This is a genomic window from Paraburkholderia sp. GAS38 (assembly GCF_050434965.1).
Taxonomy (GTDB): Bacteria; Pseudomonadota; Gammaproteobacteria; order Burkholderiales; family Burkholderiaceae; genus Paraburkholderia; species Paraburkholderia phenazinium_A.
In genome coordinates, this window is record NZ_JBNDJO010000014.1 from 221402 (window position 1) to 237466 (window position 16065).

Genomic DNA, 16065 nt, shown 5'->3' on the forward strand with positions numbered 1-16065 from the left:
GTCAGTCTTTTTTCGTTTTCAGCTTTTTGACGTCGATTGGGCGGCTTCGCATCGAGCCGCGCAGGTCTTCGTAAAGATGTTCGAAGAGGCCGGCAATCCCGCGCACGCCGACCAGCAACACGTGTGACAGTCCGCGCAGCGGCGTATCCTGCTGGCGTCCTTCGGCCCAGCCCATCCAGGCGTCGGCACGCGCGAAGGTGGACTTGACGAACTCGTACTCCTGCTCGCGCGACATCTGATCGAAGCGCAAGCCGACCCGCCCGGGCGCCGTGAAGCCGACCGTGGCGGCGAACGCATATTCTTCGTCGCCGCGAAACAGGGAGACGGTCACGCGCTCGTGCATCGGCACCTGGATGCTGTTGGGCAACTCCACGCCGACACCGCCTTCCGAGTAGTCGATGGTCTGGCAGGCCAGCGTGCGGCCCGTCGAGAATTTCAGCATCACCGGCATTTTCATCGCCACGCGATGCACGGCGCGAATCTGCCGGCGCTCGCTTGCCGCGGCCACGCTCGCGCCGAGAATCAGCATGTTGTAGCCGGTCCACGCCAGATTGAGGAGGGTGGTCTGCACTTCGCTGCGCACGCCAAAGTTCAGATAGATATGCACGAGACCGGTGACGAAGCCGACCAGGTTCAGCAGCAGCAGGAACAGGTAGGGGCGCGAGATGGCCCAGTCGAAATAGTTCTTCTCGATCTGGCCGCCCTTGGCCGTCACGTTGAATTTGCCGAGCTTCGGGTTGATCAGCGCGAGCAGGGTCGGGGCGGTGATGTACGAGGCCAGCACCGATTCGTAGACCTCGGCCCAGAACGAATGGCGGAACAGGCGCTGCATGCGCGAGTTGGTGATGCTCGCATGCATCATGTGCGGCATCGCGTAGATGGCGATCGTGCTGGCCGCCGCTTCGATCACGTGCGCGCCGAAGAACAGGAACGACAGCGGCGCGGTCAGGAACACGAGACGCGGCACGCCGTAGAAGAAGTGCATCATCGCGTTCAGGTAGCACAGCCGCTGGCCGAGCTTGAGGCCCTTGCCGGTCAGTGGATTGTCGATCCGGAAGATCTGCGTCATGCCGCGCGCCCAGCGAATCCGCTGGCCGATGTGACCTGACAGACTTTCGGTGGCGAGGCCTGCCGCCTGGGCAATCGCGAGATAGGCCGTGGTGTAGCCGAGCCGGTGCAGCTTCAACGCGGTGTGCGCGTCTTCGGTGACTGTCTCGACGGCGATGCCGCCGATTTCCTCGACCATCGAGCGGCGCAGCAGCGCGCACGAGCCGCAGAAGAAGGTGGCGTTCCACAGGTCGTTGCCGTCCTGCACGAGGCCGTAAAACAGCTCGCCTTCGTTCGGGACTTTACGGAAGGTGCCGAGATTGCGCTCGAACGGATCGGCCGAAAAGAAATGGTGCGGCGTTTGCAGCATCGACAGCAGCTTGTCGCGCAGGAACCAGCCGAGGCCGATCTGCAGGAACGAGCGGGTCGGAATGTGATCGCAGTCGAAGATCGCGAGGAATTCGCCGCTGGTGATCTTCAGCGCTTCATTGATGTTGCCGGCCTTGGCGTGGCGGTTGTGCGTGCGGATGGTCCAGTGGACGCCCACCTCCTCGCAGAACGCCTTGAACTCCGGACGGCGGCCATCGTCCAGCACGTGGATGGATAGCTTGTCCGCCGGGTAGTCGAGTGCGAGCGCTGCGTAGATGGTCGGCTTGACCACCGAGAGCGGCTCGTTATACGTCGGGATGAACACGTCGACGGTCGGCCAGGCGCTGCGATCGGCCGGCAGCGGCATCGGCTCGCGCTTGAGCGGCCAGGCGGTCTGGAAGTAGCCGAGCATCAGCACGACCGTCGAATAGACCTCGGCCGAGACCAGCAGCAAACCCCATACCGCGTCGAGCGGATGCTCCCAGTAAGTCGTGGCGGTCAGACGCCAGAACATATAGCGGCCCGAAGCGACCACCGACAGCATGATCATCACGAGCGTCGCATAGCGGCCCTGCAGACGGCGAAACAGCAGGGCGCAGATGAAGCAGCAGGTGGCGAAGGTCAGTTGCTCGTAAAACGCCAGCGGCACCGTAAATACGAAGTACAGGATCACCAGCGCAAACAGCGTGAGGCACACCACGACCGGCGTGCTGCTCCAGAAGCGGGCGTCGACGAAGCGCTCGAGCCGGGAGGGCTCGACAGCAGGTTCCGTACTCCGTGCTTGCGGTGTGCTCATGCGACACTCCCCGGCGAAACAGCAATCGAGTCGACCCGCGACATCAGCCATTGGCTGCACGCGCGGAAATCGGCGGCAGCCTGGCTGAGCGGATCGTAGTGGATCAGCGTGGTATCGCAGGCAAGCGACTCGCTGACCCCTTCGTCCTGGTGAATCACCCCAGGGAACAGCTTCTCGCCGAGCAGATGGCGCAGCACCTTGAGGACGTCCTTGGTCAACTGGCGCGACTGGTCCACCTGGTTGACCACGTAACCCACGCCGCCGAAGTCGGGACGCGGCGCGGCATATGCGTCGATCATCCGCTCCATTTGCGGAATCGCTGCATAAGAGGCGGCGTCCGCGAGCACCACGTTCAGCGCGAAGGTCGCCGCGCACAGCGCGGTGCGCGTATAGACCGACGAACCTGGCGGCGTATCGATCACCACGATGTCGGAAGCGTCGAGCCGCAGCGATTCAAGCGACTGCAAGAGCCACTGCGGCTCGTGATCGATATAGGCTTCGAAGCGGCGCCGGTCGTCTTCGACGACCGCACCGTAGGGCAGCACGGTCACGCCGTCGACACCGTCGAACATGATGCTTTGCCAGGCATCGCCGCTCAGGGTGGCGCGCGACAAACCGTCGATGCTGTCGAGCGGCACGCCGAAGTGCAGGCGCAAGGCGTTTTGCGGATCGAGGTCGAGCGCGATCACGCGTCGGCCACTGGTAGCGAGAACGGAAGCGAGGTTGGCCGCAAGCGTGGTCTTGCCGACCCCACCTTTCGCGGAAACGACCGCAATAACTTTCATGAGCGACGCGGGCCGTTGGTCAGCCACGAATGAGGAGCCGGCGTTGCCGGGGTGGAGGTCTCACCACGCAAACGGTCGAACAACGAACCGAGCGCCGCCGGTGCGGCTTCGGTCGCAGGTGTTTGGGCCGCGGGTGCCGTGCTGGGTGCTGCCGGTTCGAACAGCTTGCCGAGAATGGACGTCGGCTGGGCAGCAGGTGAGGGTGATGCAGCGGGTGCCGTGGTGCGCGACATGAACGTGAAAGCGGGCGGTGCAGGTTGGGCGCGGGCGGCCGTGGGTGCGACGCCAGTCCTTGCGGCAACTGCAGACGTGGCGGGTGCGGCGAAAGTTTGCGCGACTGGCGTGGCGGGTGCGATCGGCGCCGGGGTACGCAAGGCAGGCGCGGCGGAAGTTGCGCGCGCAACGACCGGCGACACGGCGACGGGCGCGATTGCCGCAGCGATTGCTGGCGGCACACGGCTAACCGGCGGAACGCTCGCGGCCACGACAGGCGGAACCGGCGCTTGCGGTGCAACCGCCGGCGGCGAGACGATGACAGGCGCGACTACCGGCTGCACTTCGCCGGCGGCGAGTTCGGCGTTGACAGCTAGCGGCAGGGCGGAAAAGCGCTCGGCGCCACGCGGCGCCTCGGACTTGACGGCGTTGCCGACCGGCGGAATCGTGCGCCGATGCGGCCGCGTAAACAGCGGCGTCTTGCTGCGGACCTGCTGCGTGCCGGTGCGTCCTGCTTCAGCGGGACCGTTTGCCGCGAGCGCGTCGCCGGCCGGCGACTGCGCTTGCGCGGCTTCGTCGGCCTTCGCCAGAGGATCGCGGCGTGTCGGAATGGCCGGGATGGACGGTTGCGTCAGATCGAGCGTGACGAGCAACGGCCAGCGCGTGCGTGCCGAACTCGCTTCGTTCTCGCGGCCGATTTCCTGGTAGTCGCCCGCGTTGCCGCCAAAATGCCCGAAGAGGGTTTCAATATCGCTCGAAGGACTCATGTCGCCGCCGTCGTGTTCATGTCTATCGTGTCTTGCGTTGGGCGTGTTGACCCGCCACCACAGCCGGTAAAAAAACCACCATGCAGGGCTTACGCTGGATGGCGGCCGAGCTGAAATTCGATCGTTGCGTATTCATCGAACTCGCTTGCCTGGACTACCGACAGACCTTCCGCACCCAGCGCGCTGAGCCACGTCTGATAGACGCCTTCGAGAAAGGCCGGTGTCCAGTTGAGCGCGGCAGAGCCGAATGCCTGCAGCGGTGCGCAGGCGTGAACGATACGCAGGTAATCCGCCTGGTCCGCCAGCTCGACGTAACCCCAATCCGCTTCCTGCCAGCGTGCGTTCAGCGCCTCGGCAAGGTCGGCGGTGGAGCCGCAGGGCGGAAGCGGATGCGCTGCCGCAAAACGGCAACCCACGCGATACATCAACTGACGCAATTCGCCTTGCCCGATCTGCGCTTCGAACTCTTCCGCCAGCGCAGTGAGCAAGCCGCGCCATTGAGGGGAAATCTGGCGTTGCAGCAGGTAGTCGACGGTAGGGACCATGATTTCCGAAAAGGATGACCGTTTGTCGTTAAGCCGTGGTTAAACGGAGCGTCGGGATACGGACATCTGAAAGTGTTGCGGGTAAGGCGCGCGTTGCACGCGCCCGGCGGTTACTTTTACCTGTGCCACCTGATATGCGGTAACCGCCGCCTCTTTATACGCAGTCTACTGAAGAGATTAACATTTCGCTACCACCGTCCTGATTCAAGTTATAGGGGCTTACGCACACTTCGGACGAATGGATGCAAGCGCGGCACGCATTTTTTGCCGATACGTTACCCATCAAGGCGCGCAAACGATAAAAGGCTGCAGTTATGTCGCGTTGCCGACACCCTTGCTCCCGTAAAACCTCGTAACACTGTTGTGCGCTTGCATCATCGGCGTGCCTGCTGTTTTCGGCTCGATCACGCTTCCTGGGTTTCACCTCGGGTTGTTGCTGCATCGCCCGCACTGCGAGCGAGCGGACTTCCATCATGCCGGCCATCTAAATTTGTTTGATCGCAGGCATTAATATTTGTCTGAGGGATGCCGTTATACATCGGCAGAGTGACGGAACCGGCCTGATTTCTATCAATATGCTTTCCACCTCAACGCAACACATGACCGATGCCCATTTGCGTCACCGCTTTCATCGACGTTCGCTGGAACAGCAGCGTCCGCTGTCGACGGTCACCATGGCTTTCACGGTCTTCGCCACGTTGTTGTTTGTGCTGGCGCGCAACCTGGTAGCGGGCCCCGCCATTGCACTCTCCTACCGGATCGCCTGCGTGCTGTTTCTGGGCCTGCTGGTGACGGGGGTCAGCAAGGCTCGCAGCACGGCCGTGTTCGGCAGCCTCGGGGTCGCTTACACGCTGGTGCTGGTTGTCGTGATTGCCCTGAACATCTCCGGTCTCGAGCAGCCGATGCTGTGGGCGCTGCCCGCCTTGCTGGTGATCCCGATCTGCTCGGCGCCGCTCTGGCTCACGCCGACGCACTTCTTCGCCGGTACCGCGATCTTCTATGTCAGCGGTCTGCCGCTGTTGTTCCGCCAGCCGCAGATCCACGACGTGAATGTCGTGGCGTGGCTGTGGGTGCTGATCGGCGCACCCACCTCGGCAGTCTTTCACTTCGGCTTCTACTGGTTTCGGCGCGACCATTTCCTGCTCGAGAACCGCCTCGCGCAACTGGCCGCCACCGATCCGCTGACCGGCCTGCAGAATCGCCGCGCCTTCATGGAACAGGCCGAGCGGCGTCTGGCCGCGCTCGGTGAATCGACCAAGGTCTGCGCGATCTTTGTCGACATCGACTCGTTCAAATCCTTGAACGATCAGTTCGGCCATGCAGCGGGCGACCAGACGCTCTCTGAAGTCGCCCAGGTGTTGATGGACCAGACGAACGCGCAAGACAGCGTGAGCCGGATCGGCGGCGAAGAGTTCGCGGTGTTGCGGCGTGGCGGGCTCGCGTCCGCGTTGGAACTGGCCGAACGCCTGCGCGGCGCCGTCGCCTGCATTGCGCGTCCGGACGGCTACGTGACGGCGAGCTTCGGGGTGGCCGAGCATCGCGTCGGCGAGAGCATCATGGCTTTGCTCGACCGTGCCGACGAGGCGCTGTTGCGTGCCAAGCAGTCCGGCCGCAACCGGGTGTGCGCCGAGCGCGCCATCCCGCTCGACCCGCTGCAACTATTGGGCAACGGCAACCCGGGCGACCCGAACGATCCAGCGGCAAGCGTCCGGCCGCAGTGGGACGGCTACTATCTGACCTCGCACTTTCAGCCGCTCTACAGCTTGTCGCATCAGAAGCAGGTGGGCTTCGAGGCGCTGCTGCGCGGCGAACAGAGCGACGGCACGCTCGTGCCGCCCGCCGTGCTGTTCGCGCCGCGGCCGTTGAGCGACGAAGGTGCGCTCGACCGGGCGAGTCACGCAGTCCATCTCGCCAACGCGCAGCGGCTGATTCCCGGTGAGGCGTGGATCTTCCTCAACATCCTGCCCGCGACCTTCGTGGCGAAGGGGTATGCCGATCAGTTGGCCGGCATCGTGCGCCTCGCCGGGCTCGAACCGGACAAGATCGTCCTCGAGATTCTCGAGTCGCATGGCGGCAGCGTGGATGAGATGTCACGGGCGGCGGCGCGCTATCGCGAGCACGGCTTTCTGATTGCCGTGGACGATTTCGGCGCGGGCCAATCGAATCTGGACCGGCTGTTCCGCATTCGTCCTGACTTCGTCAAGCTCGACGGCGAACTGATTCGCGCCACCATACCGGGCACCCAGCAATCGATCCTGCCCAAGCTCGTTTCCCTGCTGCACCAGGCGGGCATGCTGGTGGTCGTCGAAGGCGTCGAGACGACCGAGGAGCTGATTCTCGCCGTGGAGTCGAACGTCGATTTCGCACAAGGCTTCCTGCTGGGCCGACCGGCTGCGCAGATCGCGCCGCCGGACTCGGTCAACCGGTTGATCGACCGTTCGTTCGACGTGATCGCGCAGGGCCGGGCGCATCTGCATGCACTGTTCGAAAGCAAGGTAGAGCCGTACCGCTTCGCCCTGCGCAACGCCGCCGACGCGCTGCTGAGCGGTATCGGCATGGACGACGCCTTTGCCGACCTGGCGCAGCACGAACTGTGCATCAGCTGTTTCATCCTCGATGACCGGGGGCGGCAGATCGGGCCGGAAGTGCCGGGCGTCGCCGGCGGCAAGCTAGGCGAGTCGCTGGAGCCGGTCGCGGATCCGCGCGATGCCCGTTGGGATCATCGTCCGTACTTCAGAAACGCGGTCTTGCTGCCGGGCGTGCCGGTGGCCAGTAGTCCTTATCTGTCGCTGGCGAGCGGCCGGCCCTGTATTGCGGTGACGGTGGCGATCCAGTCGCCGGAAATGCGCTCGGTGGTCGGGACGGAGCTCGACTGGTCCGCGCCGCATTTGCCCTGGCCGGCCAGCGAATAAGCCCGGCACTCAGCATCGCTCCGCACGCGGTGCCTGGGTCGAGCCACGTACGACCAGTTTCGGCGCCGACGTGATGCACACGCGCGGCGCTTTGGAGGCCGCCCGGATGCCGCGCGGCGACGCCTCGATCAGTTCGCGCAGCAGGGAGACCGCGAGCTCCGCCGCTTCGACGGTCGGCACGGCGACGGTGGTCAGCGCCGGGCGCGACTCCTGGGCAAGCTGAATATCAGTAATGCCAACTACCGAGAGATCGTGCGGCACCTGCAAACCCAGATCGGCGGCCGCATGCAGGGCGCCGAGCGCGGGCAGGTCGTTGGTGGCGAAGATGGCCGTCAACTGCGGGTGCGTCTCCAGCAGTTCGCAGGTGGCGCGATAGCCGCCCTGGGTGGTGTCCCTTGCATGGCGCACCGGCGCTTGCGCGGCGTCGAGACCGGCCGCGCGCAGCGCATCGACGAAGCCGTCGTAACGCGCCGCGTGGATGCCCGCAGCCTTGCTGGCCACAATCGCGCCGATCCGGCGGTGTCCGAGTTCGAGCAGATGCTGGGCAGCCAGCTGGCCGGCAAGGCGGAAGTCCACGGCCACGCAGGGCAGGCCGGGCGGCTCATGCGGACGTTCCCACATGCACAGCACGACCGGTGCGCCGCGCGCCTCGGTCTTGTGCAGGTCGGCGAAGTCGAGATTGGCGTTCATCACCAGCACGCCCTCGGACAAGGTGCCGGCAATCTGCTCCAGATAGGCGCGTCCCGCCAACGGATCTTCGTTCGTATTGCAGATGATCAGAAAGTGGCCGCTGCTGCGCGCCGCCCGCTCGACGGCCAGCGCAAACTCGGGATAGAACGGGTTGGCGATGCTCGAGACCATCAACGCGATCGTCGGCGCGCGACCCTCGGCCAGTGCTCGCGCCGCCAGATGCGGCTGATAGCCGAGCGCTTCGACGGCCTCTAGCACCCGCTGCCGGGTCAGCGCGCCGACCCGCCCGCGATTGCGCAGCACGTTCGACACCGTGGCAGGTGTGCAGCCGGCGCGGCGGGCGACTTCGCTGAGTGTAGGCATATTGGATTCATTATTTGGGACGGTTTCTCAAAATTTGCGTCCTGCCCAAAGGCGCGGCACCATTTGCCGCATAGACAGAACGATATCGGAGACGCCGCAGCAGGCCATTGATCGCACGCGGTCAATTTTTTTCGCCTCTGCAGATTAAGCGCTTAATCTCCGATTTCGAGCCGATTAAATCACGGAGACGAGGCGATGGCGAGCATTTCGTTGAGAGGCGTCCAAAAATCGTACGGCGAGGGCGCACCAGTGATTCGCAACGTCGATCTGGAGATCGGCGAGAACGAGTTTTGTGTGTTTCTCGGGCCTTCCGGATGCGGCAAGTCCACCCTGTTGCGCATGATCGCGGGTCTCGAAGATGTGAGCGACGGCGATCTGTCGATCGGCGGGCGCATCGTCAGCGACGTCCCTTCAGCGCAGCGCGGCGTGGCGATGGTGTTCCAGAGCTACGCGCTGTTCCCGCATATGACCGTGTTCGAGAACATGGCCTTCGGCCTGAAGCTCGCGAAAACCCCCAAAGACGAAATCGACCGCAAGGTGCGGGAGGCTGCGCGCATCCTGCAACTCGAAGCGTTGCTCGAGCGGCGGCCCAAGGCGTTGTCGGGCGGGCAGCGGCAGCGCGTGGCGATCGGCCGTGCCATTGTCCGCGAGCCGGGCGTGTTTCTGTTCGACGAGCCGCTGTCCAATCTCGATGCCACCTTGCGCGGCCAGACCCGCGTCGAGATCGCGCGTCTGCACAAGCAGTTTGCGAAGGCGAGCGTCGTCTACGTGACGCATGATCAGATCGAGGCGATGACGCTGGCCGACAAGATCGTGCTGCTGCACGCCGGCAAGGACACCGAGCGCTACGGCAGCATCGCCCAGATCGGCGCGCCGCTCGAGCTGTATCACCGGCCGAACAGCCGCTTCGTGGCGGGTTTCATCGGCTCGCCGCGGATGAATTTTCTGCCCGGTAAGGTGGCCGCGATCGACGCACGCGGCGTGAGCGTCAAGCTCGATCACAGCGGCGAAAGCGTGCGCGTCGCCGTCGATGGCGCGGCTTTGAGCGCGGGGCAGGCGGTGACCTTCGGCGTGCGGCCTGAACATATGGAACTGGTGGATGCAGCGGTTGCCGCCGGCGTGCCCGACCCCGCTTCCGCGTCTGTCTCTGCGTCTGCGCCAGCCACCCTTCAAGACGCCGCCGTGCTGGCGCGCACCGTTTCGCTCGTCGAACAGCTCGGCGAACACAGCTACGTCCATCTGGACGAGGCCGACGGCGCCGTGCTGATCGCCAAGGCGCCCGGCGACACGCGCCTGAAGCAAGGCGATCGCGCCAGCTTTCGCGCGCCGGCCTCTATCTGCCATTTGTTTACCGAAGACGGCTTTGCCGTTGCTTCGCTCGAATCCGTCGAACACTACGCATAAAGGACACTCGGATGCGCCTTGGAGTCTGCTATTACCCGGAACACTGGCCGGAATCGATGTGGGAAGACGACGCCCGCCGCATGAAAGCGCTCGGTATCGAGCAGGTGCGGATTGCTGAGTTTGCCTGGAGCCGGATGGAGCCGTCGCCCGGCGAATACGACTGGGGCTGGCTCGACCGCGCCGTCGACGTGCTCGGCGCGGCCGGCCTGCAGGTGGTGATGTGCACGCCGACGGCGACGCCGCCGAAGTGGCTGATCGACCGTCATCCTGACATCTTGCCGGTGGGCGCCGACGGGCGGCCGCGGACCTTCGGCTCGCGCCGTCACTACGATTTCTCGTCGCCGTCGTACTACGTCGCTTCGGAGCGGATCTGCAGCGCGGTGGCCGAGCGCTACGGCAAGCATCCGGCGGTCGCGTACTGGCAGACCGATAACGAGTTCGGTTGCCACAACACCGTGGTCAGCTACTCGCCGGCGGCGGTGGGGCGCTTTCGCGAGTGGCTGAAGGCGCGCTACAAGACGATCGACGCGCTGAATCGCGCGTGGGGCACGGTGTTCTGGAGCATGGAGTACCGCAGTTTCGATGAGATCGATGCGCCGGTGGCGACCGTCACCGAGGCGCATCCCTCGCACCGGCTCGACTACCGGCGCTTCGCTTCGGATGAAGTGGCGCGCTACAACCGCATGCAGGTCGAGATCATCCGTGCGCATTCGCCGGGCCGGCCGGTCGCGCACAACTTCATGCAGTTGTTTACCGAGTTCGATCACTACAAGGTCGCCGCCGATCTCGACGTGGCGACGTGGGACAGTTATCCGCTCGGCGCGCTCGAAGAGCAATGGTTCGCGCCCGAGCTGAAGGCGAAGTGGCTGCGCACCGGTCATCCGGATTTCGCGTCGTTCAATCACGACGTCTATCGCGGCATGTCGAAGCTGCCGTTCTGGGTGATGGAGCAACAGCCGGGGCCGGTCAACTGGGCGCACTGGAATCCGGCGCCGCTGCCGGGCATGGTGCGCTTGTGGAGCTGGGAGGCGTTCGCGCACGGCGCAGGCTGCGTGTCGTACTTCCGCTGGCGCCAGGCGCCGTTTGCCCAGGAGCAGATGCATGCGGGGCTGAACACGCCGGATAACCGGCTGGATATCGGCGGCAGCGAGGCGGCGCAGGTGGCGGAGGATATCCGCGCGGTGCTGGCGGCGGCCGAGGACGCGAACGCCAGCATCCGCTCGAAGGTCGCGCTCGTGTACGACTACGAGGCGAAGTGGCTGTTTGAAATTCATCCGCAGGGTGCGGACTTCCACTATCCGCGTTTTGCGTTCGAGTACTACTCGGCGCTGCGCGGACTCGGTCTCGATGTCGATGTGGTGCCGGTGGATGCGCCGCTCGACGGCTATCGATTGATCGTGGTGCCGCCGTTGCCGGTGGTGCCCGCAGACTTCGCGGAGCGCCTCACGCGCTCGGGTGCCCAGGTGGTGCTCGGGCCGCGCACCGGCTCGAAGACCGCGGACCTGCAGATTCCCGCCGGCTTGCCGCCGGGGCTGCTCGCTTCGGTGTTGCCGGCTCGCGTGTGGCGCGTCGAGTCGCTGCGGCCTAACGTGACCGAACCCGTCAGGCTCGCAGGCAGCGCCAGCCTCGATGACGGTGTCGGACGGCATTGGCGCGATTTCATCGAAACCGGCGCGTCGGACCAGGACGCGCTGGAGATCTGCGCACGCTTCGCCGACGGCCATCCGGCGTATGTCCGCAGCGGTGCGACTCATTACTTTGCGAGTCTGTTCGACGACGCGCTGACCACGCGGCTCTTTGCCGGCATCGCTCGTGAAGCCGGTCTTTCGGTGACGGCGCTCGGCGACGGCGTGCGCGTCAGCCGGCGCGGCGGGCTGACCTATGTGCTGAACTATGGCGAGCAGGTTCATACGCTGGCCGATGTTCCGGACGCTGCCTTCGTGGTCGGCTCGCGCGAGATTCAACCCCAAGGTGTTGCGGTGTATCGCTGATGATCTAAAACGACGTAAAAACCAAGGAGACAGGCATGACATTCAAACTTCGCAAGGTTCTGGTTGCCGTCGCGCTGACTGCGGCCACCGCGGCGGCATCAATGGCCGGTAGCGCGCAGGCGGGCACGCTGACAATGAATATCGCGTTCAAGGGCGCCAGTCAGCGGGCGGTCTGGCAGCAGGTGATCGACGAGTTCAAGAAGGCCCATCCCGGCACCGACGTCAACGTATCGTTTATCGATGAGGAGGCCTACAAGGTGCAACTGCCGGGCTGGCTGTCCACTGTCGCGCCTGACATCGTGAACTGGCATGACGGCGAACGGATGGCGTATTACGCACAGCGTGGCCTGTTCGACGACCTGAGCGGCGACTGGAGCAAGAACGGCTGGAACAGCACCTATGCCTCGACCAAGGAAGCCTCGTCGTATAAGGGCAAGCAGTACGCGGCGCCGACCGTCTACTACTCGTGGGGCATGTTCTATCGCAAGGATCTGTTCCAGAAGGTGGGGATCGCGGACGAGCCGAAAACGTGGGATCAGTTTCTCGACGCCTGCAAGAAGCTGAAGTCGGCCGGGATTACGCCGATTGCCGTGGCGGGCCGCGATGCATGGACGCTGGCCGGCTGGTTCGACTATCTGGATCTGCGCCTGAACGGCAACGCATTTCATCAGAAGCTGATGGCGGGCGAGGTGCCGTACACCGATCCGCGCGTGAAGAAGGTGTACACGACGTGGAAGCAACTGATCGACGCCGGCTACTTCATCGACAATTCGCTCTCCTACGATCTGGATTCGGCGCAGCCGTTCCTGTTCCAGGGCAAGGCGGCGATGATGCTGATGGGCACTTTCATCACCGGCGGTTTCCCGGCGAGCGTGAAGCCGGAAATGGGCTACTTCCAGTTCCCGATTATCGACCCGAAGCTGCCGACGGCCGAGGATGGTCCAGTCGAATCGCTGCATATTCCGTCGAAGGCCAAGAACAAGGCCGACGCTCACGCGTTCCTGGCGTTTGTCGAGACGCCGGAGATCGGCGCTCAACTGGCGACCGGGCTTGGCTCGCTGTCGGCGAACAGCAAGTCGCCGGAACCGGAGGATCCGATTTCGAAGATCGGCTTCCAGATTCTGGCCAACACGAAGGGCGGCATTGCGCAGTTCTACGATCGTGACATGACCAAGGAGATGGCGGACGAGGGCATGAAGGGGATGCAGCAGTTCGTGGCGGATCCTTCGAAGATCGATGAGGTGCTCGCGCAGCTCGAGCAGACGCGTCAGCGCATCTACAAGAAGTAAGCGTAGTTCGTAAGCAAAGCGGGCGTGGGTGGCGGTGTGCCGCCTGCGCTCGATCGGGATCGATCAGGAGACTCGCCGTGGTTCACTCCGTCAGCCGTCAGTCCATTAGCGGCAATACCGGGCCGGGTATGCCGGGCGGCGCCGCGCAATCCGGCGCGCCGCGTGTGCCGGGTACCGCGCCGCGCCGCCGCGGCCCGTCGCCCACGGCGCGCCGGCAACGGCGTGCCGCCTTCCTGTTTCTCGCGCCCGCCTGCGTGATGGTGGCGATCTATGTGGTCTGGCCGATCCTGTCGACGATCCGCATCAGCTTTTTCAACTGGGACGGCATGACCGATCCCAGCTTCGTCGGTCTGGCGAATTATGTGGAGCTGTTCCATACGTCGACGTTCTATACCGCGCTGAAGAACAATCTGATCTGGCTGCTGCTGTTTCTGCTGGCGCCGCCCATGGGTCTCGCCGTCGCGCTGTATCTGAACCAGGCGGTGGCGGGTATCCGCATCGTCAAGTCGTTGTTCTTTGCGCCGTTCGTACTGTCGGGGGTGGTGGTCGGACTGATTTTCTCGTGGTTCTACGATCCGACCTTCGGCCTGCTGGCGCTGATCCTCGGGCACGGCGTGCCGGTGCTCGGCGATGCGCGCTACGCGACACCCGGCATCATCTTCGCGGCGCTCTGGCCGCAAACCGCGTACTGCATGATTCTGTATCTGACCGGACTCACCGCGCTGAACGCCGAGCAGGTCGAGGCCGCGCGCATGGAAGGCGCGCACGGCTGGTCGATGCTCTGGCATGTGATCCTGCCGCAACTGCGTCCCACCACGTTCATGGCGATCGTGGTCACGGTGATCGGCGCGCTGCGCAGCTTCGACCTGATCTCAGTGATGACAGGCGGCGGGCCGTTCGAGAGTTCCACGGTACTCGCCTATTACATGTACGACCAGGCCATCAAGTACTACCGGATCGGCTATTCCGCCTCGGTGGCGGTGGTGCTGTTCGCGATCATGCTGGTCTATATCGTCTATCACCTGCGGCGGATGCTGCGCGCTGAGCAATAAGGAGGCCGTCATGTATCCAATGCCGATTGCCAAATGGAAGCTCACTTCACGGCGGCTGTACAAGCTGTCGCTGCCGGTGGCGTTGCTGATCTGGCTGTTGCCGATGATCGCCGTGCTGGTCACTTCGATCCGTTCGTCCGATGAACTGAGCGAGGGCAACTACTGGGGCTGGCCGAAGCACTTTGCGATGTGGGACAACTATCGCGACGCGCTGACCACCTCGCCGATGCTGCATTACTTCTGGAATAGCGTGCTGATCACGTTGCCCGCCGTTGTCGGCTCGATCGCGCTGGCGTCGATGGCGGGCTTCGCGCTGGCGGTCTATCGCTTTCGCGGCAACAGTACGTTGTTTGCCACCTTTGTAGCCGGCAATTTCGTGCCGGTGCAGGTGCTGATGATTCCGGTGCGCGATCTGTCGTTGAAACTCGGACTGTTCAACACGGTCGGCGCGTTGATCCTGTTTCATGTGTCGTTTCAGACGGGATTCTGCGCGCTGTTTTTGCGTAACTTCATCAAGCAGTTGCCGTTCGAACTGATCGAGGCGGCGCGTATCGAGGGGGCCAACGAGTGGACAGTGTTCTTCAGGATCGTGCTGCCGCTGATTCGTCCGGCGCTGGCGGCGTTGGCGATTCTCGTGTTCACGTTTGTGTGGAACGACTACTTCTGGGCCTTGTGCCTGACCACCGGCGATGAAGCCGCGCCGATTACCGTGGGTGTTGCCGCGCTGAAGGGGCAGTGGACTACGGCTTGGAATCTGGTGTCGGCGGGGTCGATTCTGGCCGCGTTGCCGTCGGTGGCGATGTTCTTCGCGATGCAAAAACATTTCGTGGCGGGCCTGACGTTTGGCGCGACGAAAGGGTGAGTGAGCGGGGTAGGGTTATGCGATGAATTCGATGCGCTGTTCCGTGTTCTCCTCCGAGAGGGTTGCCCGCAGTCGCGGGCTTTTTTTTGAACGCCAGAAAGACCAACGGCCACCTTTCGGTGGCCGTCGCATGCGGGACTCTCTATCTGTCTTTCGACGGAACTCCCACTCCAGGTGGGACCCGGTTTCCCGGGCGGCGCTACGTTTTCTGCACCCGCTTGTACGTAGTTTTCAGCGGCAATATTACCGCTCCGGTACTTTGTGGTCGAGGGGATGAGGGAAGGGGTACGGTCGCTGGAAAGCTGCGTGTGTCGTTTACGCTCCGCTGTTCAATGGCCTTTTATGTACCAGGTCGCATAGCTTGCCACGAGCGCAATCTTGCACAGGCACTCCACCAGCGAGAGCGCAAACAGTTCACGTGCAATCGCGTATTCGAACGGCAATGCGGAGGCGAGCGCGAACACGCTTGCGGCGCATAGAAACGCGAAAGCGGCGCGTGCATAACGAACCCCGAAAAACGCAGCAGCCCCCACGCCGAGCAGCAGGCATTTGGCCAGCAGCAGCGCGATGACGCGCGTCAGGCCATCTGCGGGAAGCAGTTCCCAATGTGTTTCGACGATCGACCAGGCGCACACCAGCGCGATGGAAACCTGCATCGCGCGGTGCGCGAGCGGCGCCTTGTGGGCCCGCGACGCCGGTGCGGACAGTTGCTGTGCGGCGTCGAGGTGCGCGCGGCGCATGTGACCGTCCCATGCATCTTCGATGTTCATGAGTTTCTCCGTCATCCGACCGTGCTGTTTACGAAGTCTGCTCGATATAGGACGGCAACCCAAATTAAATATTGTTAAAAAGGGCGATTCAAACAAGTGGTTGTTGTTATTAAGGCGCAACTGGGCCGTCTGTGTCAGGTGGGTGACAGACAGATGAAGCGTTGCCTTTGCGCATTCGATGCGCACGGATTGGAGGCGACTGGGCACGCC

General features: G+C 63.7%; 12 protein-coding genes. 6 read left to right on the forward strand and 6 right to left on the reverse strand.

The window, feature by feature from the left end:
* Position 1: 1 nt before the first annotated feature.
* The 4 genes from bcsA to bcsD all read right to left on the reverse strand — a co-directional run bounded on the left by bcsA (position 2) and on the right by bcsD (position 4522).
* Positions 2 to 2212, reverse strand: a complete 2211-nt coding sequence (gene bcsA, locus P3T42_RS28645) for a UDP-forming cellulose synthase catalytic subunit (RefSeq protein WP_074295860.1) — start codon at positions 2210 to 2212, stop codon at positions 2 to 4.
* Positions 2209 to 2997: a cellulose biosynthesis protein BcsQ gene (gene bcsQ / locus P3T42_RS28650; RefSeq protein WP_429307953.1), complete on the reverse strand. Its 789-nt coding sequence runs from the start codon at positions 2995 to 2997 to the stop codon at positions 2209 to 2211. The genes bcsA and bcsQ overlap by 4 nt, the downstream gene beginning before the upstream one ends.
* Positions 2994 to 3977, reverse strand: a complete 984-nt coding sequence (gene bcsP, locus P3T42_RS28655) for a cellulose biosynthesis protein BcsP (RefSeq protein WP_429307954.1) — start codon at positions 3975 to 3977, stop codon at positions 2994 to 2996. Before bcsP ends, bcsQ begins: the two co-directional genes overlap by 4 nt.
* A gap of 89 nt (positions 3978 to 4066) precedes the next feature.
* Positions 4067 to 4522: a cellulose biosynthesis protein BcsD gene (gene bcsD, locus P3T42_RS28660; protein ID WP_429307955.1), complete on the reverse strand. Its 456-nt coding sequence runs from the start codon at positions 4520 to 4522 to the stop codon at positions 4067 to 4069.
* 575 nt (positions 4523 to 5097) lie between these two features.
* On the opposite strand from bcsD, the gene P3T42_RS28665 reads away from it, so the two are divergent.
* Positions 5098 to 7434 (forward strand): EAL domain-containing protein, encoded by a 2337-nt coding sequence (locus tag P3T42_RS28665; RefSeq protein WP_429307956.1) that lies wholly within the window; start codon positions 5098 to 5100, stop codon positions 7432 to 7434.
* Positions 7435 to 7443: 9 nt separating this feature from the next.
* On the opposite strand, the gene P3T42_RS28670 is transcribed toward P3T42_RS28665, so the two are convergent.
* Positions 7444 to 8487: a LacI family DNA-binding transcriptional regulator gene (locus tag P3T42_RS28670; RefSeq protein WP_429307957.1), complete on the reverse strand. Its 1044-nt coding sequence runs from the start codon at positions 8485 to 8487 to the stop codon at positions 7444 to 7446.
* A gap of 195 nt (positions 8488 to 8682) precedes the next feature.
* On the opposite strand from P3T42_RS28670, the gene P3T42_RS28675 reads away from it, so the two are divergent.
* From P3T42_RS28675 to P3T42_RS28695, 5 genes are all read left to right on the forward strand, one after another.
* Positions 8683 to 9891, forward strand: a complete 1209-nt coding sequence (locus P3T42_RS28675) for an ABC transporter ATP-binding protein (RefSeq protein WP_429307958.1) — start codon at positions 8683 to 8685, stop codon at positions 9889 to 9891.
* Positions 9892 to 9902: 11 nt separating this feature from the next.
* Positions 9903 to 11882 (forward strand): beta-galactosidase, encoded by a 1980-nt coding sequence (locus P3T42_RS28680; RefSeq protein WP_429307959.1) that lies wholly within the window; start codon positions 9903 to 9905, stop codon positions 11880 to 11882.
* A 35-nt stretch (positions 11883 to 11917) separates the two neighbouring features.
* Entirely contained in the window at positions 11918 to 13171 is a 1254-nt protein-coding gene (locus P3T42_RS28685) for an ABC transporter substrate-binding protein (RefSeq protein WP_429307960.1), read from the forward strand.
* Positions 13172 to 13248: 77 nt separating this feature from the next.
* Positions 13249 to 14223, forward strand: a complete 975-nt coding sequence (locus tag P3T42_RS28690; RefSeq protein ID WP_429307961.1) for a carbohydrate ABC transporter permease — start codon at positions 13249 to 13251, stop codon at positions 14221 to 14223.
* A 10-nt stretch (positions 14224 to 14233) separates the two neighbouring features.
* The gene (locus P3T42_RS28695) at positions 14234 to 15085 is read left to right on the forward strand and encodes a carbohydrate ABC transporter permease (RefSeq protein WP_429307962.1); all 852 of its coding nucleotides are present in this window, start codon (positions 14234 to 14236) and stop codon (positions 15083 to 15085) included.
* A gap of 329 nt (positions 15086 to 15414) precedes the next feature.
* Here P3T42_RS28695 and P3T42_RS28700 read toward each other — a convergent pair whose 3' ends face one another.
* A complete protein-coding gene (locus P3T42_RS28700) occupies positions 15415 to 15855 on the reverse strand; it encodes a hypothetical protein (RefSeq protein ID WP_429307963.1) in 441 nt (146 codons plus the stop codon).
* Between the last annotated feature and the right edge of the window lie 210 nt (positions 15856 to 16065).